General features: G+C 66.3%; 18 protein-coding genes. 9 read left to right on the forward strand and 9 right to left on the reverse strand.

All coding sequences use genetic code 11. The features are described from left to right. The first annotated feature begins 280 nt into the window (after window positions 1-280). Window positions 281-2,536: an IPTL-CTERM sorting domain-containing protein gene (locus LGR64_RS03245; protein WP_230354976.1), complete on the forward strand. Its 2,256-nt coding sequence runs from the start codon at window positions 281-283 to the stop codon at window positions 2,534-2,536. Window positions 2,537-2,658: 122 nt separating this feature from the next. After that, window positions 2,659-3,606, forward strand: a complete 948-nt coding sequence (locus tag LGR64_RS03250; protein WP_012207174.1) for a bestrophin family protein — start codon at window positions 2,659-2,661, stop codon at window positions 3,604-3,606. A gap of 90 nt (window positions 3,607-3,696) precedes the next feature. On the opposite strand, the gene LGR64_RS03255 is transcribed toward LGR64_RS03250, so the two are convergent. The 3 genes from LGR64_RS03255 to LGR64_RS03265 form a co-directional block, all read right to left on the reverse strand. After that, on the reverse strand, window positions 3,697-4,812 hold the full coding sequence (locus LGR64_RS03255; RefSeq protein WP_141834940.1) for an acyl-CoA dehydrogenase family protein: 1,116 nt from the start codon (window positions 4,810-4,812) through the stop codon (window positions 3,697-3,699). Window positions 4,813-4,881: 69 nt separating this feature from the next. After that, window positions 4,882-6,063: an acyl-CoA dehydrogenase family protein gene (locus LGR64_RS03260; RefSeq protein ID WP_141834937.1), complete on the reverse strand. Its 1,182-nt coding sequence runs from the start codon at window positions 6,061-6,063 to the stop codon at window positions 4,882-4,884. Window positions 6,064-6,216: 153 nt separating this feature from the next. Continuing rightward, window positions 6,217-6,897, reverse strand: coding sequence for a YceH family protein (locus tag LGR64_RS03265; RefSeq protein WP_043783684.1), 681 nt, complete (start codon window positions 6,895-6,897; stop codon window positions 6,217-6,219). A 98-nt stretch (window positions 6,898-6,995) separates the two neighbouring features. Here LGR64_RS03265 and purN point away from each other — a divergent pair, with 98 nt between their 5' ends. Continuing rightward, window positions 6,996-7,574 carry a phosphoribosylglycinamide formyltransferase gene (purN, locus tag LGR64_RS03270; RefSeq protein WP_012207170.1) on the forward strand — a complete coding sequence of 193 codons (579 nt, stop codon included), beginning with the start codon at window positions 6,996-6,998 and terminating at the stop codon, window positions 7,572-7,574. A 7-nt stretch (window positions 7,575-7,581) separates the two neighbouring features. Here the strand turns inward: purN and LGR64_RS03275 are convergent, their stop codons facing one another. Next, a complete protein-coding gene (locus LGR64_RS03275) occupies window positions 7,582-7,854 on the reverse strand; it encodes a DUF1653 domain-containing protein (RefSeq protein ID WP_141834934.1) in 273 nt (90 codons plus the stop codon). A gap of 93 nt (window positions 7,855-7,947) precedes the next feature. Here LGR64_RS03275 and LGR64_RS03280 point away from each other — a divergent pair, with 93 nt between their 5' ends. Next, window positions 7,948-9,276, forward strand: coding sequence for an RsmB/NOP family class I SAM-dependent RNA methyltransferase (locus LGR64_RS03280; protein ID WP_088163924.1), 1,329 nt, complete (start codon window positions 7,948-7,950; stop codon window positions 9,274-9,276). A gap of 115 nt (window positions 9,277-9,391) precedes the next feature. Beyond that, window positions 9,392-10,615, forward strand: coding sequence for a DesA family fatty acid desaturase (locus tag LGR64_RS03285; protein ID WP_034396786.1), 1,224 nt, complete (start codon window positions 9,392-9,394; stop codon window positions 10,613-10,615). Here LGR64_RS03285 and LGR64_RS03290 read toward each other — a convergent pair. Further along, window positions 10,590-10,958, reverse strand: coding sequence for a hypothetical protein (locus LGR64_RS03290; RefSeq protein ID WP_198819670.1), 369 nt, complete (start codon window positions 10,956-10,958; stop codon window positions 10,590-10,592). The two genes, LGR64_RS03285 and LGR64_RS03290, sit on opposite strands and share 26 nt — an antisense overlap. Window positions 10,959-11,170: 212 nt before the next feature. On the opposite strand from LGR64_RS03290, the gene LGR64_RS03295 reads away from it, so the two are divergent. Then, the gene (locus LGR64_RS03295; RefSeq protein ID WP_230354977.1) at window positions 11,171-12,655 is read left to right on the forward strand and encodes an aminotransferase-like domain-containing protein; all 1,485 of its coding nucleotides are present in this window, start codon (window positions 11,171-11,173) and stop codon (window positions 12,653-12,655) included. Between the two features lie 98 nt (window positions 12,656-12,753). On the opposite strand, the gene rpmG is transcribed toward LGR64_RS03295, so the two are convergent. The 3 genes from rpmG to trxB form a co-directional block, all read right to left on the reverse strand. Next, a complete protein-coding gene (rpmG, locus tag LGR64_RS03300) occupies window positions 12,754-12,924 on the reverse strand; it encodes a 50S ribosomal protein L33 (RefSeq protein WP_012207164.1) in 171 nt (56 codons plus the stop codon). Between the two features lie 20 nt (window positions 12,925-12,944). Further along, entirely contained in the window at window positions 12,945-13,178 is a 234-nt protein-coding gene (gene rpmB / locus LGR64_RS03305; protein ID WP_012207163.1) for a 50S ribosomal protein L28, read from the reverse strand. A gap of 268 nt (window positions 13,179-13,446) precedes the next feature. After that, entirely contained in the window at window positions 13,447-14,400 is a 954-nt protein-coding gene (gene trxB / locus LGR64_RS03310; protein WP_230354978.1) for a thioredoxin-disulfide reductase, read from the reverse strand. 261 nt (window positions 14,401-14,661) lie between these two features. Between trxB and LGR64_RS03315 the strand changes: the two genes are divergently transcribed. The 3 genes from LGR64_RS03315 (at window position 14,662) to LGR64_RS03325 (ending at window position 19,387) form a co-directional block, all read left to right on the forward strand. Next, complete coding sequence (locus tag LGR64_RS03315) at window positions 14,662-17,025, forward strand: DNA translocase FtsK (RefSeq protein ID WP_012207161.1); 2,364 nt, start codon at window positions 14,662-14,664, stop codon at window positions 17,023-17,025. Between the two features lie 30 nt (window positions 17,026-17,055). Continuing rightward, window positions 17,056-17,691 carry an outer membrane lipoprotein chaperone LolA gene (gene lolA / locus LGR64_RS03320; protein WP_043825056.1) on the forward strand — a complete coding sequence of 212 codons (636 nt, stop codon included), beginning with the start codon at window positions 17,056-17,058 and terminating at the stop codon, window positions 17,689-17,691. Between the two features lie 169 nt (window positions 17,692-17,860). Then, window positions 17,861-19,387, forward strand: coding sequence for a methyl-accepting chemotaxis protein (locus LGR64_RS03325; protein WP_063328178.1), 1,527 nt, complete (start codon window positions 17,861-17,863; stop codon window positions 19,385-19,387). Here LGR64_RS03325 and brnQ read toward each other — a convergent pair. Then, window positions 19,374-20,681: a branched-chain amino acid transport system II carrier protein gene (brnQ, locus tag LGR64_RS03330; RefSeq protein ID WP_096913856.1), complete on the reverse strand. Its 1,308-nt coding sequence runs from the start codon at window positions 20,679-20,681 to the stop codon at window positions 19,374-19,376. The two genes, LGR64_RS03325 and brnQ, sit on opposite strands and share 14 nt — an antisense overlap. Window positions 20,682-21,030: the final 349 nt, after the last annotated feature.

Below are 21,030 nucleotides of genomic sequence, written 5' to 3' on the forward strand. Positions count from 1 at the left end.
TGCGCAGGCGGACGGCGTGGGCCGTCGGAGTTTTCAACCGTGATCAAACACACATGAAGAGAGGAATGGTATGGCGAGACAGAGTTTGCATATCCGGCCCGCAGGGCCGCGCATGAAGGCCTGGAGGCAGGCCAGAAGTCTGGTTGCAGCCAGCACCCTGGCAATGGTGGGTGCAGTTGCGCAGGCGGCATTTCTGAATGGGGACTTCGAGGCAGGGAACCTGACTGGCTGGACCCCCCAGGCCTGGACCAACAATGGCACCCAGGCCAATCCGAAACGCTTGAGCGAGTTGCGCCTGCAGCCACCTGGCACCAAGTCCCATCTGGTCGAAATCGCCAGCGGCTCGGAAAGCGCCGCAGACGAAGTCCTGTTCCGGGGTGACGCTGGCCAGTCCGCCCTCAAACTGACTTTGGCAGGCTCCCACTCTGCCCGTATCAACCTCAAGGCGAACAGCGCCACCCCAGCCAGCAACGTGATACCGCGGTCCAGCAAGGTCACGGGGGGACTCGCCGGCTGGACCCAGCAGGTCAATACGGCAAGTTCCATCACCCAGGAAGTGACGCTGACTGCAGATGACATCGACCAGGACGGCAAGATCCACATCCGATTTGTCGCGGCGCCCGTGCTTGAGTACGCCAGCAATCACGGAGGCGAGGATCGCCCCTACTTTGCCATCTCGCTGGTCAAGACCTATGACGCCCAGACCTCCACGGATCTGACGGGCTCGCCCCAGGAGTTGTTCTTCAAGTACCACTACGGCGGCGAGCCGGGAGCACCCTGGAAGACCTTTACCGACAAGGGCGGTGCCATCCAGAACTACACCGACCCTCAGGCCTACGATGTCGCACCCGGCAATGCCTACCTGCGGGTAGGCGACAAGGTCAGGCTGCAGGCCGTGGCCTCGGCCTGCAGTGCCGGTGGCCACGCAGGCCATCTGTACGTTGACAACTTCGGCACGACCCTGCCCAAGACACTGTGGATCAGCGCGTCCGGGCCTGTCAGCGCGCCCAAGGCGGACGGCACGGAGATCACCTACACCTATACCTATACGAACAACGGCAGCACCCCGGTGAACAACGTGAAGGTCACGCCCGCGATGCCCGTGGGCACGGATGCGGGCATCAGTCCGACCACGTTCGTGTCACTGGCCGGCGATGGCGGCGCTTGCACGGCCCCGGCCGTGGGCAGTTCAGACCCTGCCCAGTGCGACTTTGGGACCCTGGCACCCGGGCAGTCGGGCACGTTCACGATGACCGTGAAGGTTCCTTTGGGCACGCCGTCAGACCAGATCAACAACGGCAACTACACCATCGGAGGCGACCTGACCTCGACCCTGCTCGGTGCCATGGTGCAGACCCAATTGCTGGCTCCCGCGGCGAGCAGCGACATGGTGCCTGATGTCTCCGGACTCCCGCCCACCGCCGTGGTCGGCGTGCCCTACACCGGCAGCTTCTCCTGCAAGAACGATGGTGCAGCCAGCGCAGGCCAGGCCATCTGCGATGCCTCCGGTCTGCCCCCTGGCGTGACGGCAGGCCAATGCACGATAGACGGCGCGGCCTGGATGCAGCCCGGCGTGGTGCCTGCGGGCAAGACGGTGGTCTGCCAGGTCTCTGGTACACCGACGGGTCCAGGCGGCAGCTCGACGGTCACGGTGACCACGGGCGGCGACAACGACCTGACCCCGGGCAACAACACGACCACGTCGAACATCGCGGTCACCACAACGCCGGACATGCAGATCAATCTGAGCGGACTGCCCCCCACCTCGCCGCTGAACATTCCCTATAGCGGCGGCTTCACCTGCAGCAACCAGGGCCTGGCCAACGCCGTGAGCGGCACCTCCTGCGCCGTCACCGGCCTGCCGGCTGGCGTGACGCAAGGCGCATGCTCCATCAGCCCCGGCAATGCCGCGTGGGTGGCGGGCAATGCGGTGCCGGTGGGAGCCACGGTCACCTGTCAGGTGAGCGGTACGCCCACGGCCGCAGGTTCGTCCACGGTCACGGGCACCACGGGCGCAACGGATGATTCGAATGCTGCGAACAACACCGCGACCGTGAATGTGTCCACCGTTGCAGTGCCCGACATGGGCGTCGATCTGAGCGGCCTGCCGACCGCGTTCACGGCCGGCACGCCCTACAGCGGCAGTTTTGTCTGCAAGAACCTGGGTTCGGTCGATGCATCGGCAGGCACCTCGTGCGCAGTCACGGGACTGCCCGCCGGTGTGAGCCAGGGAGCGTGCCGCATCAGCCCTGCCAATGCAGCCTGGTCGGCAGGTGATGCCGTACCTGCGGGCGCCAGCGTGACCTGCACGGTCAGCGGAACGCCCAGCTCCGTGGGAGCCGTGACACTGACGGGCAGCACCGGTGCGACCGGAGATGCCAACCCGGCCAACAACACGGCTTCCCGCGCAGTGGCAGGGGCCGTGTCGCCGGCCTCCATCCCCACGCTCTCCGAATGGGGCCTGATCCTGATGTCCGGCCTGATGGGCATCATGGGCTGGGGCATGGCGCGCCGCCGCCGCGCCAACCCGCTGTGACCGGCAGTCGGTCGTGACACAGGGCGCCCTTCGGGGCGCCTTTTTTTCATCTGGGCGCGGCCGCAGCCAATTGACTTGCTCAATGTGTGATCGAATAAGGGTTTATACCTAGCGATATCCCCATGATCGTCCGTGATCGCCCCGCCGGCCTCAGGCTGTTTCTGATTTTGCGGGGCTCGGTGCTCCAGCGTATCCAGGTCACGCTGCTCGTGAACATCGTGTTCGCCGCCATCATCACTCTGGTGCATGGCAACCTGTTCGACGTGAAGATCACGGTGACGCCCATCCCTTTCACGCTGATCGGCCTGCCGCTGGCCATCTTCCTGGGCTTTCGCAACAACACCGCCTATGACCGCTACTGGGAAGGCCGCAAGCTCTGGGGTGAGATGGTGATCTGCGCGCGCACGCTGGCGCGCCAGTGCCAGAGCCTGATCGTCATCGACGGCGATCCGGACCCGGCCCGGCGCAGCAGCGATGTGCGCGTGCGCATGGTGCACCGGGCGATCGCCTTTGCGCATCTGTTGCGGACGCAGTTGCGCGGGCTGCACGAGGATGTGGCCGCAGGCCGCTGGCTGGTGGACAAGGAATGGCGCCAGCTCCAGGGCCTGCCGCTGGAGCAGCGCTGCGACGCACTGATGATGTCCATGGGCCGCGATCTGGCGCAGTGCGTGCGCCGTGGCGAGATGGACCCCTGCCTGGCCGCGTCCATGGACAAGACCTTCACGCGCATGACGGCGGCAGCCGCCTCGTGCGAGCGCATTCGCAACACGCCCATGCCGTTCTCCTATGCGCTGCTGCTGCACCGCACGGCCTATATGTACTGCTTTCTGCTGCCGTTCGGCCTGGTGGACACGACCGGGTTCATGACGCCCTTTGTCGTGGCCATCGTGGCCTACACCTTCTATGGGCTCGACGCCCTTGGCGATGAACTCGAAGAGCCCTTTGGCCTGGAGAGCAACGACCTGCCGCTGGACACCATCTGTCGCTCCATCGAGATCAGCCTGGGATGCACGCTGGGCGAGACGGATCTGCCGGCACCGCTCAGGCCGGAGGGCTACCGGCTGACCTGAGACGGCGGGCAGACATGAGCAAAGGCCCATGAAAAAAGCCCCGCAGTTTTCTGCGGGGCCTGGTGTGGTGCGGCGCGGTGAGGTCAGGCCTCAGGCAAACACCCCGGCCGTGTCCTGCATCTTCGCGGAGACGATGCCCAGGTGATGCAGGGTGTCACCGCCCGTCATCTCCATCTGCGTCAGGCGCTTGAAGTAGTGGCTGCCCGCGTACTCGTCGGTCACGCCGATGCCGCCGTGCAGCTGGACCGACTGCTGGCCGACAAAACGCAGCGACTGGCCCAGCTGGACCTTGGCGCGCGCGATGGCCACGTGGCGCTCGGCATCGCCTGCGCTCATCTTGAGGCTGGCGTAATAGCTCATGGAGCGGGCCAGCTCCAGCTGCATCTTCATGTCGGCCACGCGGTGGCGCAGGGCCTGGAAGCTGGCGATCACCGTGTTGAACTGCTTGCGCTGGTTCATGTACTCGGTGGTCAGCTTCAGCGTCTGCTCCATGGCGCCCACGCCTTCGGCGCACAGCGCGGCGTTGGCGGCGTCCTGGGCCAGCGTGAGGGCGGCCAGGCCATCGGCCGTCACCAGCGTGGCGGGGGCTGCCTCGCAGCGCAGCTCGGCCGCGCGGCTGCCGTCCTGGGTGCGGTAGCCCTGGGTGCTGACGCCGCTGGCGCCGCGCTCCACCAGGAAGAGGGCGATCTTGCCGTCCAGCTGGGCCGGCACCAGAAAGGCATCGGCCGCATCGCCTGCGGGCACCACGCTCTTGGTGGCGTCCACCGTGTAGCCGCTGCCGCTTTTGCTGGCCTTGGCGGCACAGACATCGAGGCGGTAGCGGGCCTGGCGCTCCTGATGTGCCAGCACGACCAGGGCCTCGCCGCTGGCCACGCGCGGCAGCCACTGGCCGGCCAGGGTGGCGTCGGCATGTTTGCCGAGCACGCCGGCTGCCACAAAGGCCTGCGCCAGCGGCTCCATCACCAGGCCGCGGCCCAACTCCTCCATCACCACCATCACGTCGGTGGCGCCCAGGCCCAGGCCGCCGTGCTCCTCGGGCACGGTCAAGGCCGTCAGGCCCAGTTCGGCGAGCTCGCCCCAGACCTCGCGCGAAAAACCGCCCGCCTCGACGATGGAGCGGCGGCGCTCGAAGGTATAGCCCTTGTCCACCCAGCGGCGCACGGCGTCGCGCAGTTGCTGCTGGTCATCCGAAAAATCAAAGTCCATTTTCTGTCTCCCGAAGCTGATCGAAGCGCGTCCGGCGCACTTCTGGGTTCAGCGAAACTCCAGCCAAAATCAGCCCAGCACCGTCTGCGCGACGATGTTTCTTTGCACCTCGTTGGAGCCGCCGTAGATCGTCGTCTTGCGCATGTTGAAGTACGTCGATGCCAGCGGCGCGTTGTCCACCACGCCGCCGGGGAAGTCGCCCTGCCAGCCGGCTTCCATGGCCTCTTCGATGAAGGGCAGGCTGAAGGGGCCGGCAGCCTGCATCATCAACTCGGAGTAGCGCTGCTGGATCTCGCTGCCCTTGATCTTGAGCAGGCCGGCGATGTCCAGCGGGTTCTTGCCCGATTTCTCGGCCGACAGCACGCGCAGCACCAGCATTTCCAGCGCGACCACTTCGACTTCGAGCTTGGCGATCTCATCACGGAAACGCTGGTCCTCATAGACGCCTTCGGCCTTGGCGATGCGCTTGAGGCGCTCCAGCTCGCGCTTGGCGCGGTTCACGTCGGCGATGTTGGTGCGCTCGTGGCTCAACAGGTGCTTGGCGTAGGTCCAGCCCTTGTTTTCCTCGCCGATCAGGTTCTCGGCCGGCACTTCCACGTTGTCGAAGAAGACCTCGTTGACCTCGCACTCGCCATCAAGCAGCTTGATGGGGCGCACGGTCACGCCGGGGCTCTTCATGTCCACCAGCAGGAAGCTGATGCCGGTCTGGGGCTTGCCCTCATTGCTGGTGCGCACCAGGCAGAAGATCCACTCGCCGTACTGGCCCAGCGTGGTCCAGGTCTTCTGGCCGTTGACGATGTACTTGTCGCCCACGCGCTCGGCACGGGTCTTGAGGCTGGCCAGATCCGATCCCGAGCCCGGCTCCGAGTAGCCCTGGCTCCACCAGACCTCGCCGCTGGCAATGCCGGGCAGAAAGCGCTGCTGCTGCTCGGGCGAGCCGTAGGCCATGATCACGGGCGCCACCATCACGGGGCCGAAGGGAATGATGCGCGGGGCGCAGGCCAGGGCGCATTCCTCCTCGAACAGATGCTTTTGCACGGCTGTCCAGCCGGGGCCGCCGAACTGCTTGGGCCAGCCGTAACCCAGCCAGCCTTTCTTGCCAAGAATCTTGGCCCAGTTCTGCAGGTCGTCGCGCGTCAGGCGCAGCGAATGGCGCACCTTGTGCGCGATGTCCTGGGGCAGGTTAGCCCGCACCCAGGCGCGGACTTCCTCGCGAAAGGACTGTTCTTCAGGGGTAAATGCCAGGTCCATGGACTGTGTCTCCTTCAATCCCGGCTTTTGTAGCACGCACGTTCTTTTTTGGACTGTCCAGGGCGTGACAACCTATGGCAATCCCTGATGCAACAAGCCCCGGGCGGCGGGACCGTCCGGGGCTTGTCGCTGGGGCCGCCTGAGCGCAGGCGATCAGCTGGATTGGCCGGGCTCCTCCAGCCCCAACTGTGCATAGACATGCGCAAGACGTGCCTGCAATTGCTGTACCTGGGCTTCGAGATCGACCACGCGCTGGGCCAGGGCATCGCCGCGTGCGCCTGCTGCAGCGGGGGGCTGGGCCATGGCGTTCACGTCCACGGGGCCGCACAGCAGATGGGCCCAGCGCTGCTCGCGTGCGCCAGGCGCGCGTGGCAGCAGCACGACCAGCGGGCCGCCTTTTTCCTCGCTGCGTTCGCGCAGCTCTTCCAGGAAGGCTTCGACCGATGAGATGTCGGCGAAGCGGTGCCAGCGCTCGGAGTTGATGCGCAGCTCGCCCGCCGTCTGCGGGCCGCGCAGCATCAGCAGGGACAGCAGCACGGCGCTCTGGTCGGGCACCCCCACGCCGCGCGGGAAGTTGTGCTCCCAGCGCGTGGCGCGCGCGCTGCTGATCTGTACGGACATGGTGCGCAGGCGCAGGCTGTCCAGCGCTTCCTGGGCCTCGCCTTCGCTGACTTCCATCACCGGATCACGGCTGCTTTTCTGGTTGCAGCCCGTGACCAGCGCGTTGAGCGTGAGCGGGTAGCTGTCGGGCACGGTGCGCGCCTTCTCCATCAGGGTGGCCAGCACGCGGGCTTCGACAGCGGTCAGTGGGGTGGTGCGGGGATCGAATGGCATGGGGGTCTGGACGGAAGAGGTGACAAGGCCCGGCAGGGCCATGGGCCTTGCCGGGGCTGACGCAGGCCGCGCGGCCTGCGGTGCGACAATCGCCGCCCATGAAAAATATCGTGATCCTGATCTCGGGCGGCGGCTCGAACATGGCTGCCATTGTGCGTGCTTCGCAGCAACAGGACTGGGCGCGGCGTTACGGCGCCCGCGTGGCCGCCGTGGTCAGCAACAAGGCCGAGGCCTCGGGCCTTGTTTTCGCGCGCGAGCAAGGCATTGCCACCGAGGTGCTGGACCACCGCCCGTTTCCCAGCCGCGAGGCCTTTGATGCCGAGCTGGCCCAGGTGATCGACCGCCACGCGCCTTCGCTGATCGTGCTGGCCGGCTTCATGCGCATCCTCACGCCGGGCTTCGTGGCGCATTACGAGGGGCGCATGATCAACATCCACCCCTCGCTGCTGCCCGCCTTCACGGGTCTGCACACGCACCAGCGGGCGATCGATGCAGGCTGCCGCTTTGCCGGCTGCACCGTGCACCGCGTTACGGCCGAGCTGGATGTGGGCCCCATCCTGGAGCAGGCCGTGGTGCCCGTGCTGCCCGGCGACACAGCCCAGGCGCTGGCCGCGCGCGTGCTGGTGCAGGAGCACCTCATCTACCCGCGCGCGGTGGCGCAGTTGATGCGGGGTTAGGGTCTGCTCACAGGCCCTCGCTCTGAAAGGCCTGCTGCTCCACTTCGGGGCAGCGTGCAAAGCGGGGCTGCTCCACGTCGTCGATGATCACGGTTTCATTGAACATGGCGGCAGGCCGCACCCACAGGCCGCGCTCTCCATAGAGCGCGCGATACAGCGTCATGGACTCGCGCGTTTCGCTGTGGCGCACGGTGGCAAGCACTTCGTAGAGGGCGCCCTTGTAGTGGCGGTACAGGCCCGGGGGAGTGGGGATCAGGGGAGGCAGGTCGTCGTCGGTCATGGGGCGCCATGGTAGCTGCGCCAGCCGGGGGGCTGCTGCGGGTTCCGACCTGTGGCCCTCTCGGATTTGCAAGGCAGTGGGACAATTGCGCCCATGCATCCCAAACAGCTTCTCGACGCCTGCGCCGAACTGGTCAAGCGCACCCTGACTTTCGAACACCCGGCCGACGCCGTGGTGTCACGCTTTTTCCGTGAAAACCGCAACCTGGGCCCGCGCGAGCGTGCCGCGTTGGCCGAAACCGCCTACACCGTGCTGCGCAAGAAGCTGCTTTTTGAGAGCCTGGCACGTTCTGGCAGCGGCTCGCGCGAGCGCAGGCTGGCCATCCTGGGTTTTACCCATAGCCAGGAAGCCCTGGCCCGCGTGGCCGGCAAGTCCGAGCAGGGTGTCAAGGAGGCGCTCGGCTTTGCGCGCGCGGCGCTGTCCCCCCAGGAACTGCAATGGCTGGACGCCTGCGATGCCGTGCGCCCCGATGAGCTGATGGAGCCGCACCGCCACAATCTGCCCGAGTGGCTGGTCGCACCGCTCAAGCAGCAGCTGGGCGAAGATTTCTGGGCCTTTGCCCAGAGCATGGAGCAGGCCGCACCGCTGGATCTGCGCGTCAATGCGCTCAATGCCAAGCGCGCCGATGTGCAAAAGGAACTGGCCGATGCCGGCATCGCCGCCGAAGCCACGCCGTACTCGCCCTGGGGCCTGCGCGTGCAGGGCAAGCCTGCGCTGGCCCGGCTGGACGCCTTCACGCGCGGCGCCATCGAGGTGCAGGATGAAGGCTCCCAACTGCTGGCGCTGATGCTGGACGCCAAGCGCGGCGAAATGGTGGTCGATTTTTGTGCCGGCGCAGGCGGCAAGACCCTGGCCATTGGCGCGTCCATGCGCAGTACGGGGCGCCTGTACGCCTTCGATGTGTCCGGCCACCGGCTCGAAGCCCTGAAGCCGCGCCTGGCGCGCTCGGGCCTGTCGAATGTGCACCCTGCGGCCATCGCCCATGAGCGCGACGACCGCGTCAAGCGCCTGGCTGGCAAGATCGACCGCGTGCTGGTCGATGCGCCCTGCTCGGGCCTGGGCACGCTGCGCCGCAATCCCGACCTCAAGTGGCGCCAGTCGGCCAAGGCCATCGAGGAGCTCACGCAAAAGCAGGCGGCCATCCTGGCCAGTGCAGCGCGCCTGGTCAAGCCGGGTGGGCGCCTGGTCTATGCCACCTGTTCGGTCCTGCCCCAGGAAAACGAAGCCATTGCCGAAGCCTTTGCAGCGGAGCACTCTGACTTCGTGGCCATGGATGCCGGCGAACTGCTGGCCCAGCTCAAGGTGGAGCAGGGCGATGCGCTGTGCAGCGGCGGCGAGACCGGCACGCAGTACCTGCGCCTGTGGCCGCAGCGCCATGAGACGGATGGCTTTTTTGCCGCCGTTTGGACCCGGAAGCCGTAACTTGCAGACGCAATAAGCTGTAAATCGCAGGAGATTGCCGAATGCCTTTGTGGGCGCATCGCCTAAAATTGAGGCATCGGTGCCACTGGGCGCCGCCTTGCCAAAGGCTTCGGTTATGTCGCTGGATTTCGGATCGGTTTGGAACCTCGCCGTGGATTGGATGGCCCATGGCCTGTGGCAGCTGTCGTGGTGGCAGCTGCTGCTGTACGCCCTGGTCACCACCCACATCACCATTGCGGGCGTCACCATCTTCCTGCACCGCTGCCAGGCCCACCGCTCGCTGGACTTGGGGCCGGTTCCTTCGCACTTCTTCCGTTTCTGGTTGTGGCTGGGCACGGGCATGGTCACCAGGGAGTGGGTGGCCATCCACCGCAAGCACCATGCCAAGTGCGAAACCGAGGACGACCCCCACAGCCCGCAGACACGCGGCCTGGACACCGTGATGCGCCAGGGTGCGGAGCTGTACCGCGAAGAGGCGGCGAACGCCGAGACACTCAGGAAGTTCGGCCACGGCACGCCCGACGACTGGATCGAGCGCCATCTCTACAGCCGGCATTCGATCTGGGGCCCTTCGCTGATGCTGATCATCAATGTGCTGCTGTTTGGCGCCATCGGGCTGACGATCTGGGCCGTGCAGATGGTCTGGATTCCGTTCTGGGCTGCCGGCGTGGTCAACGGTCTGGGCCATTTCTGGGGCTACCGCAACTTCGAGGCCCAGGATGCCAGCACCAACCTCGTGCCCTGGGGCCTGATCATTGGCGGCGAGGAACTACACAACAACCACCATACCTACCCGACCTCGGCGAAGTTCTCGGTCAAGCGCTATGAGTTCGACGTGGGCTGGGTCTACATCAGCGCCATGCAGAAGCTGGGCTGGGCCAAGGTCAAGAAGACGGCGCCGCGGCTGATCATGGGCGCCGTCAAGCCCGTGGCCGACGAAAAGACGCTGGAGGCCGTGATCGCCAACCGCTACGAGGTCATGGCCCGCTATGCGCGCGGCGTGCGCGCCGCCGTGCAGATCGAGCTCGATGCGCTCAAGCAGCGCAAGGCCCGGCAGGCCGACCTGTCCCTGCTCAAGACGGCGCGCCGCTGGCTGCACCGCGATGCCGACAAGGTGCCCGCCCAGGCGCAGGGGCAACTGGCCCAGGCGCGCGCAGCCCACCCCGTGCTCGACCAGATGCTGGTCATGCGCGAGGAGTTGCGTCAGCTGTGGCTGAACACCTCGCTGTCGCGCGAGCAACTGACGGCACATCTGCAGGCCTGGTGCCATCGCGCCGAGGCCAGCGGCATTGCCGCGCTCAAGGAGTTTTCCGTCAAGCTGCGCGCTGCCCACGCCTGAGGCCGCGAAGCCAGCCGGCAACCGACCATGCCCGGGGCCGCATCCCCTCTTCGGAGGCGATGCGGCTTTTTGCTGTGGGGCTCTGCCGCAGTTCCAGGCTTGCCATGGCCTGGGACAAGGAGCGGACCCGTATCTGCAGATCGGCGCCCGCACGCCAGCCCTGGCCCGGCTGCAGCCTGAGGGCCGGCGCGGGCACCCCATCCGCCCAGGCCTGTTGCGGGGCGGTGATTTCCAGCGGGCCGTGGCGGCAGAACAGTTCACTGCCCTCCGGCACATGCAGGTGAAGATCGTTGCCGGGGGCAAGATGGCGCAGTTCGAAAGAGCGGGTGTCGGCGTTGTGCATGGTCTGTGTCCTGTGATTCCAGGCCCTCAAGCGTAGGCAGGCGGCCCTCATCGGCACAGGCACAGCCCGCGGCTTGTTGCATCGCAGCAGTGCAGATGGCGGTGGATCTGTTCTGCTTTGTGGTCGATGGATCTGTATCTGTTGCGTAACAGTGCCTTGCGGCAAGATCGCGGGCAAGTCCTCTCGTCCCCGATTCGTTCTTGACCTGTTCCATGACCCTTGCAAGCGCCTCTCCGACCCTGTACCGCCGCTTGGCGGCCGACTACAGCCTGGCCATGGAACTGGGTACGCTCAAGGCGGGCGAGCGCATGCCTTCCGTGCGCGAGCTGATGCGCCGCCATGAGGTCAGCCTGTCCACGGCGCTGCAGACGCTGCGGCATCTGGAGGACCTGGGCCAGCTCGAAGCCCGCCCGCGCGTGGGCTACTTTGTGCGCGATGCCCGGCCCGCAGGTCTGGCACCTGCCAGCGAGCCGGATCTGAGCCAGCCGGTGCAACCGCTGCCGCAGCCGCACTTCGCAGGTATCAATGAACACATTTCCCTGATGCTGGAGCGCGGCCGCCAGGCCGACGTGCGCGTGGACCTGGGCGGTGCCACGCCGCCGCCCGAACTGTTCGATCGCGGCTACCTGAACCAGGCCGCCGCCCGGCTGCTGCGCGAGCAGCCGGACCTGCTGGTGCTGGGGCGCTCCATGATGGGCAGCCACCCCGATTTCCAGCGCGCCATGGCGCGGCGCGCGCTGGCGGCGGGCATCCATGTGGCACCGGCCGATGTGCTGGCGACCACGGGCAATTCCGAGGCCGTGAGCCTGGCGCTGGCCGCCGTGGCCTCGCCCGGCGACGTGGTGGCCGTGGAGTCGCCGACCTACTACGGCCTGCTGCAGGTGGTGGAGTCCTTGCAGATGCAGGCGCTGGAGATTCCCTGCAGCCCGCGCACCGGCCTGTCCATCGAGGCGCTGGAGCTGGCCCTGCAGACCCAGCCGCGCCTGAAGGCCGTGGTGGTCGTGCCCGAGCTGCAGATGCCGCTGGGTACGCGCATTCCCGATGAGCACAAGGCCAGGCTGGTCGATCTGTGCGGCGCCCACGGCGTGGCATTGATCGAGGACGACTCCTATGGACTGTTCGTGGAAAGCAGTCAGCCCGTGCGCCCCATCAAGGCCTGGGATCGCCTGCCGGGCCATGTCATCTATTGCGAGGCCTTCAACAAGAGCATGGCGCCGGGCCTGCGCCAGGGCTGGATGAACGCTGGCCAGTGGCATGGCCGGGTGCAGATGCTCAAGTTCGCGCGCAGCCGGGGCACCCAGACCCTTGCCCAGTTGCTGGCGGCCGCCTGCGTGGGCTCGCCCGCGCATCTGCGCAATCTGCAGCGCCTCAAGCAGCAGTTGCGGCGCCAGCGTGAAGGCATGGCGCAGCTGGTGGCGCGGTTTTTCCCGCTGGGCACGCGGCTGAGCCTGCCGCCCGGCGGGCTCAGCCTGTGGCTGGAGTTTCCGGCTGGCGTGTCCACGTCCGCGCTGTTCACGCAGGCGCTGGCGCGCGGCATCCGCACGGCGCCGGGCAGCATGTTCTCGAACTCGGGGCGCTACGAGCACTGCATGCGCCTGGGCTGCACCCTGCCGGTGGATGCCGTGATCGAGCAGGCCTGCCGCGAGCTGGGTGTCATGGCCTGTGCGCAGCTGGGTCAGCCGGCGCGCAGTGGGTGACAGGCGAAAAACAGACGCAAAGCGGGCACAAAGCGGATGCAAAAAAACCGCCGGGCTTGCGCCGGGCGGTTTTTTGTCGGTACCGGGAACAGGCTGAATTACTTCAGCTTGATTTCCTTGTACGTGACGTGCTTGCGAGCCTTGGGATCAAACTTCATGATCGCCATCTTCTCGGGCATTGTCTTCTTGTTCTTGGTCGTGGTGTAGAAGTGGCCGGTTCCTGCAGTGGATTCCAGCTTGATCTTTTCGCGTCCGCCTTTAGCAGCCATGGTGTTTCTCCTTGAGGGATTTAGGCTTGGCCACGGGCACGCAGGTCTGCGAGCACGGAGTCGATACCGTTCTTGTCGATCAGGCGCAGAGCAGCGCTGGAAACGCGCAGGCGCACCCAACGGTTTTCGCTCTCAACCCAGAAACGGCGGTACTGCAGGTTGGGCAGGAAACGACGCTTGGTCTTGTTGTTGGCGTGGGAAACGTTGTTTCCCACCATGGGCTTCTTGCCCGTTACTTCACATACGCGTGCCATGAGGACACTCCGATAGTTGTACAGCCGCCGACGCTGATGCCCTGCATTTGCAGCATGGCTTGCCGGCAACCTCACCTCGCCATAAAGGGTGGCGGTAACCCCATGCTGAAAGTGTCCTGGCCATGCAAGCAAGGCGCGCTTCAAATTCAGCAAAGCCACGGATTATAGCGTCTCCATGAGAAAAGCCCCTGGGCCAGCCAAACACGGCTGCAGCCAGGGGCTTTTGCCGCCCTGCGGGAGAGCAGGGCGGGGCAGGGTGGCGTCCTGCTTATTCCTGTTCGAGGAAGCGCTGGGCGTCCAGCGCGGCCATGCAGCCCGTGCCGGCGCTGGTGATGGCCTGGCGGTAGACATGGTCCTGCACGTCGCCGGCCGCGAACACGCCGGGCACGCTGGTCTGCGTGGCAAAGCCCTTGAGGCCGCCCTGGGTGATGATGTAGCCGGTCTCGTCCATCTCCAGGTGGCCCTTGAAGATCTCGGTGTTGGGCGCATGGCCGATGGCGATGAAGCAGCCCTGCAGCTGGATGTCCTCGGCATGGCCGTCCTGGGTGCTCTTGATGCGGATGCCGGTCACGCCGGACTGGTCGCCCAGCACCTCTTCGAGCACGAAGTGGGTCTTGAGCTCGATCTTGCCGGCCCTGACCTTTTCCATGAGCTTGTCCACGAGGATGGGCTCGGCCTTGAACTTGTCGCGGCGGTGCACCAGGGTGACCTTGCTGGCGATGTTGGACAGGTACAGGGCTTCCTCGACGGCCGTGTTGCCGCCGCCGACCACGCACACGGGTTGCTCACGGTAGAAGAAACCGTCGCAGGTGGCGCAGCCGGAGACGCCGCGGCCCATGAAGGCCTCTTCGGAGGGCAGGCCCAGGTACTTGGCCGAGGCGCCGGTGGCGATGATCAGGCTGTCGCAGGTATAGGTGCCGGAGTCGCCGGTCAGCGTGAAGGGGCGCTTGGAAAAATCGACGCTGTGGATGTGGTCGAACACCACCTGGGTCTTGAAGCGCTCTGCGTGCTCCAGAAAACGCTGCATCAGCTCGGGGCCCTGCACGCCGTTCACGTCTGCAGGCCAGTTGTCCACCTCGGTCGTCGTCATCAGCTGGCCGCCCTGGGCCATGCCGGTCACCAGCAGCGGGTTGAGGTTGGCGCGCGCGGCATAGATGGCGGCCGTGTAGCCGGCAGGGCCGGAGCCGAGGATCAGGACTTTGGCGTGTTGGGTAGAAGACATGGATGCAGTTCTTGAAAAAGGCGCACGCCGGCAGTCGGCGTGCAGAAAAAAAGATACATCGGGAACAGCTGTGGAGTATCGCTCCGCAGTCAGGTTCCCGTTGCCATATGGATCAATGGCCCGGATTGTCAAAAATGATCGACGTGGCGCCGTCATGCGGCGGTGTCATGCTCTGTTGCAAGTGCTTGCATTACGCTTGCGGGTCGCCCTGGCTGTTTTTGCGGCCAGTCCGAGGGGGCTGGGGTAAGCTCCCGCCTGCGTATGACTTACTCATTGAACGCTCTGAACGCTTCCACATCCGCCAAGGGCAAATCCAGGTCTGCGGCGCGCCCCGGCATGGTGGCGCGCTTCGGCCACGAAATGCTGCTGCTGGCGGGGCTGCTGGCCCTGGTGTTCTGGCTTGCCTCCATGCTCAGCTACTCGCCCCAGGATCCAGCGTGGTCCACCTCCGGGGCGGGACACGCGCGCCTGGTCGCCAACTGGATGGGCCGCGTCGGAGCGTGGCTGGCCGACGCCTGCTATTTCGGTTTCGGCATGTCGGTCTGGTGGCTGGTGCTGGCCTCGCTGCAGACCTGGCTGTCTTCCTTTGCGCGCTGGCTGCGCGGCGGCGTGCCGCGCGACGGTGTGCCACTGCCGCCCCTGTGGCGCCGGCGCCTGCGCTTTTGGGGCGGGCTGCTGCTGCTGCTGGGTGCGAGCTGCGCGCTGGAGTGGACGCGCCTGTACCGCTTCGAGAGCGTGCTGCCCGGCCCGGCCGGCGGCGTCTTCGGCTACATGCTGGGGTACCACAGCCTGCAGTGGCTGGGCTTCATGGGCTCGGGCCTGATCGGCATCTGCGTGGCCGTGATCGGCCTGGCCATGGTGTTCCGCTTTTCCTGGGGCCATCTGGCCGAATCCATGGGCGCACGCCTGGACGGCTGGGTGCTCTTTCTTTTTGCGCGCCGTGAAAAGGCCCGGGACGAAGCCGCAGGCCGCCGCGCTGCGCGCGAGCGCGAGGAAGTGGTGCAGGAAGAGCGCACGGAAAGCGCCGTGCAGCACCCGCAGCCCGTGCAGATCATCGAGCCCGTGCTGCAAGAGGCTGCGCTACCCAGCGTGCGCGTGGTCAAGGAGCGCCAGAAGCCCCTGTTCTCCGAACTGCCCGACAGCAAGCTGCCCCAGGTGGATCTGCTCGATGCGGCGCAGCAGCGCCAGGAAAGCGTCTCGCCCGAGACGCTGGAGATGACCAGCCGGCTGATCGAAAAGCGCCTCAAGGACTTTGGTGTCGATGTGCATGTGGTCGCCGCCATGCCCGGCCCCGTGATCACGCGCTACGAGATCGAGCCGGCCACGGGCGTCAAGGGCTCGCAGATCGTGAACCTGGCCAAGGATCTGGCGCGCTCGCTGTCCCTGGTGTCCATCCGCGTGATCGAGACGATTCCCGGCAAGAATTTCATGGCGCTGGAGCTGCCCAATGCCAAGCGCCAGTCCATCCGCCTGTCCGAGGTGCTGGGCTCGCAGGTCTACCACGACGCCAAGAGCATGCTGACCATGGGTCTGGGCAAGGACATCGTGGGCAATCCGGTCGTGGCCGATCTGGCCAAGATGCCGCACGTGCTGGTGGCCGGCACCACGGGTTCGGGCAAGTCGGTGGGGATCAACGCCATGATCCTGTCGCTGCTGTACAAGGCCGAGGCCCGTGATGTGCGCCTGCTGATGATCGACCCCAAGATGCTGGAAATGTCGGTCTACGAAGGCATTCCTCACCTGCTGTGCCCCGTGGTCACCGACATGAAGCAGGCCGCCAATGGCCTGAACTGGTGCGTGGCCGAGATGGAGCGCCGCTACAAGCTCATGAGCAAGCTGGGCGTGCGCAATCTGGCGGGCTACAACGCCAAGATCGACGAGGCCAAGGCGCGCGAGGAATCCATTCCCAACCCCTTCAGCCTCACGCCCGAGGAGCCTGAGCCGCTGCAGCGCCTGCCGCACATCGTCATCGTCATTGACGAGCTGGCCGACCTGATGATGGTGGTCGGCAAGAAGATTGAGGAGCTGATCGCGCGCCTGGCCCAGAAGGCCCGCGCGGCCGGCATCCACCTGATCCTGGCCACCCAGCGCCCCAGCGTGGACGTGATCACCGGCCTAATCAAGGCCAACATTCCCACGCGCATCGCCTTCCAGGTCAGCAGCAAGATCGACAGCCGCACCGTGCTTGACCAGATGGGCGCCGAATCCCTGCTGGGCATGGGCGACATGCTCTACATGGCCAGCGGCACGGGCCTGCCCGTGCGCGTGCACGGCGCCTTCGTGTCGGACGAGGAAGTGCACCGCGTGGTGGGCTACCTCAAGGAGCAGGGCGAGGCCGACTACATCGAAGGCGTGCTCGAAGGCGGCACGGCCGAGGGCGACAGCGAGTTCGGCTCGGAGTCCGGCGACGGCGGCAACGGCGAGAAGGACCCCATGTACGACCAGGCCGTGGAAGTGGTCCTCAAGGACCGCAAGGCCAGCATCTCGTATGTGCAGCGCAAGCTCAGGATTGGTTACAACCGCTCGGCGCGCCTGCTGGAAGATATGGAAAAGGCGGGCCTCGTCAGCGGTCTCACGGCCAGCGGGCAGCGCGAAGTGCTGGTGCCCGCGCGCGCCGGGGAATGAGCCCGCTTCCCCCGCAATCATGGAGAAAGAATGAAACGTCTGTTGACTGCAGTTGTGATCGCGGCAAGCGCGACGGCCTCGTGGGCCGATGGCCTCAAGAGCCTGGAAGCCTTCATGAAGAATTCCCAGGCCGGCCGCGCCGAATTCACCCAGGCCGTCACGGCCCCGTCCAAGGATGGCCAGCCGCCGCGCACCAAGAACTCCAGCGGCCAATTCGAATTCCAGCGTCCCGGCAAGTTCAGGTTCGTCTACACCAAGCCGTTCGAGCAGACCATCGTCGCCGACGGCAAGACGCTGTGGCTTTATGACGCCGACCTCAACCAGGTCACGCAGCGCCCCCAGGCCCAGGCCCTGGGCAGCACGCCGGCCGCCATCCTGGCGTCGGCCAACGATCTCAAGGCGTTGAGCGCCGACTTCGATCTGCAATCCGCGCCCGAGCAGGATGGCCTGCAATGGGTCCAGGCCAGCCCCAAGGACAAGAACGGCCAGCTCAAGAGCGTGCGCGTGGGCTTTGCGGCCGATGGCCAGCTTTCGGCGCTGGACATCCTTGACAGCTTTGGCCAGCGTTCGCTGATCCGCTTCAGCCAGCTGCAGACCCAGGCGTCCCTGCCGGCTTCGACTTTCGATTTCAAGGTGCCAGCGGGCGCCGACGTGCTCAAGCAGTAAGCCGCGCTGCCGCGCGGGGCAACCCTTCAGGCCGTTCACAGGCTGCGGTGCGCAGTTTGTGAGGTTTTGTAATGGTTTTGCCTAATATCGTCGAGACAATGGCGGCCTGCGGCCAGCGATTGTTTCGACGTCCCTCAGAGGACATGCTGGCCGGCTCTCGCATGCCTTTATGAACCTCAGTCGCAAGTTGCCGCTCGCCATTGCCATGGCGCTGCTATTCACCCTCGCTGCCGGATTCTTCGGACTCTGGTCGGCCCATCGATCCCTAGGCGTCTTTCACGGCGATGTCCAGCGCCACATGGCGGCGGAACGCCTTGCCGCCGAGGTGGAAGGCCACTTCAAAACCCAGGTCCAGGAATGGAAGAACGTGCTGCTGCGCGGCTCGGACAACGCGCTGCGCGAGCAGCACTGGAAGGGCTTTCTGGCCGATGAGCGCGCCGTGCAGGACAAGACCGCTGCCTTGCTGGCCTTGGTGGACGATGCCTCCCTGCGCGAGATCGCCCAGGGCTTTGTGGCGCAGCACCGTAAGATGGCCGAAGGCTACCGCGTGGGGCTGGACAAATTCGAGGCCACGGGCTTCGACCCCTCCGTGGGCGACATGGCCGTGCGCGGCGTGGACCGCGAGCCGGCCGAGCTGCTCTCCCAGCTCAAGGCCGGCATTGCGGCGCAGAGCAAGGCGGTGGCCGACGATGCCTACAGCAGTGGCAAGCACGCCACTGAGTTGAGCCTGGTGCTGATGCTGGTGGCGGCCGTGGCCGGCGTGGCCATTGGCTGGCTCATCACCCGTGCCGTGGTGGCACCGCTGCGCAGCGCGGTCCAGCTGGCCGAGAAGGTGGCCCAGGGCCATCTGACCAATGCCATAGCGAGCGGCGGGCCAGACGAACTGGGCCAGCTGCTGCGGGCGCTGGGCGCCATGCAGGAGCAGCTGCGCAGCATTGTCGTGGAAGTGCGCGGCAATGCGGAGCAGGTGGCATCCGCCAGCTCGCAGATCGCGGCCGGCAACAGCGACCTGGCCCAGCGCACCGAGCAACAGGCATCGGCCCTGCAGATGACGGCTTCGTCCATGGACCAGCTCGACTCCACCGTGCGCGGCAATGCGGACCACGCGGAGAAGGCCAACGTCCTGGCCTCCACGGCCAGCGACATCGCCACGCGCGGTGGCGATGCCATCTCGGCCGTCGTGGGCACCATGCGCAGCATCCAGGATGCGTCCGAGCGCGTGGTCAGCATCATCGAGGTGATCGACGGCATCGCGTTCCAGACCAATATTCTTGCGCTCAATGCGGCCGTGGAGGCCGCGCGGGCCGGCGAACAGGGCCGGGGCTTTGCCGTGGTCGCCGCCGAGGTCCGCACGCTGGCCCAGCGCAGCTCCGGCGCGGCGCGGGAAATCCGTGACCTGATCCAGGCCAACGCCCAGCGCGTGGCCCTGGGGGCCGAGGAGGTGGACAGCGCGGGTGCGACCATGGCCTCGGTGCAGGAGGTGATTGCCAAGGTATCGCGCATGATCGGCGCCATCAGCCACTCCAGCGGCGAACAGAGCGCTGGCGTGAGCCACGTCAACAGCGCCATCGTCCGCATCGAGGAGGGGACCCAGCAGAACGCCGCGCTGGTGGAGCAGACCAGTTCGGCCGCCGAGAGCCTGCGCAAGCAGGCCCATCAGCTGGTCGAACTCATGGCGCGTTTCAGGACGGCCTGAACGACGGGGCCGGGCGCAGCCGGTCGTGGAGCGCTGCCAGCACCAGGGTGGCTGCCACGGGCAGGGCCCAGCCCATGCCGTTGCCCGGCAGGCTGTTCAGGAAGGCCGGCAGCCAGTCCTGCCAGCCGGCCGCCTTGGCGGCATCGACAAGACCGAACACCAGCGCCACGGCCAGCACCGGCGCGAACACGCGCTGCGCATTGCGCCACAGGCCTGACAGCAGGCTCAACACCACCAGGGCGATGGCCAGCGGATAAATGCCCACCAGCACGGGGCCGGACAGGGCGATCAGCTGGGCCAGGCCCTGGTTGGACACCAGGATGCACGCCAGGCCAATGGCCACCACCACCGCGCGGTAGGGCAAGCGCAGCATTTCGCTGAAGTAGGCGCCACAGGCGCTGACCAGGCCCACGGCCGTGGTCAGGCAGGCCAGGGAAATCACCACGGCCAGCAGCAGGCTGCCGATGGGGCCGAAGGTGTGATCCACATAGCGCGTGAGGATGAGCACGCCGGTCTGCGCCTGCGGGGCGATGGACTGGCTGGTGGCGCCCAGATGGATCAGCGACAGATACACCAGACCCAGGCCCACGGCCGCGATCACGCCCGCGATGATGGCGTAGCGCGTCTGCAGCCCGGTGTGGGAGATGCCCCGGTCCCGGATGGCGTTGACGATGACGATGCCGAAGGCCAGGGCGCCCAGCGCGTCCATGGTCTGGTAGCCCTCCAGAAACCCTTCGGTCAGGGGTGCGACCAGGTAGTCGCCGCTGGCGCTGGTGGCGGCACCGGCCGGCAGCAGCACGGCGGCGGCACCCAGCACCACCAGGGCCAGGATCAGTACGGGCGTGATCAGCTTGCCGATGGTGTCGATCAGCTTGCCGGGGAACAGGGACAGGCCCATGACCAGCACAAAGTACACCGCCGAGTAGATGAACAGCGCAGTGCTGCTGTGGCCCACGAAGGGCGCAAAGCCCATCTCGAACGACACGGTGGCCGTGCGCGGCGTGGCAAACAGCGGGCCGAGGATGAGATAGATCAGCAGGCCCAGCACCATGCCGGCCTTGCGGCCCACGGGCGAGGTCAGCGCATCGAGCCCGCCGCCCACGCGCGCCAGCGCCACCACGGTGAGCAACGGCAGGCCCACGCCCGTGAGCAGAAAGCCCGTGGCCGCCGCGGCCGCGTGCTCGCCGGCGCCCTGGCCGACCATGGGCGGAAAGATGATGTTGCCCGCGCCGAGGAACAGCGCAAAGGTCATGAAGCCTAGGGCGATAAGGTCCCGGGTCTTGAGTGTTTGCATGGATGCAGAAATGAAAAGGTCCCGCCTTGCCGCATGGCAGGCAGTTCCTGAAACGGTGGGAGGCGCGGAGCGATGGGGCAGCAATGGCGCAGGCCCGATGGCCGCGCATGCCGCGCGGCCGGCTCCGCAAAGGGCAGCATTTTAGGGCGGCGGCCCGAAGCGGGTGAAAAATGTCAGTGATTGCTCTTGATGAGATGCATGCAAACCATTCATGTCATGTGAGTGACATGCCTGCAGGCGATGGCCAGGATCCCAGCTGGCGATCCATGGCTTCATCCCCCGCGGCCAGGTACAGGCATCGCGGGCTGGCGCACCCGCTGCCGCCATGGCGTGGACAATGGCGTCATGG

The sequence above is a fragment of the Delftia sp. Lp-1 genome, assembly GCF_020523835.1.
GTDB lineage: Bacteria > Pseudomonadota > Gammaproteobacteria > Burkholderiales > Burkholderiaceae_C > Comamonas > Comamonas acidovorans.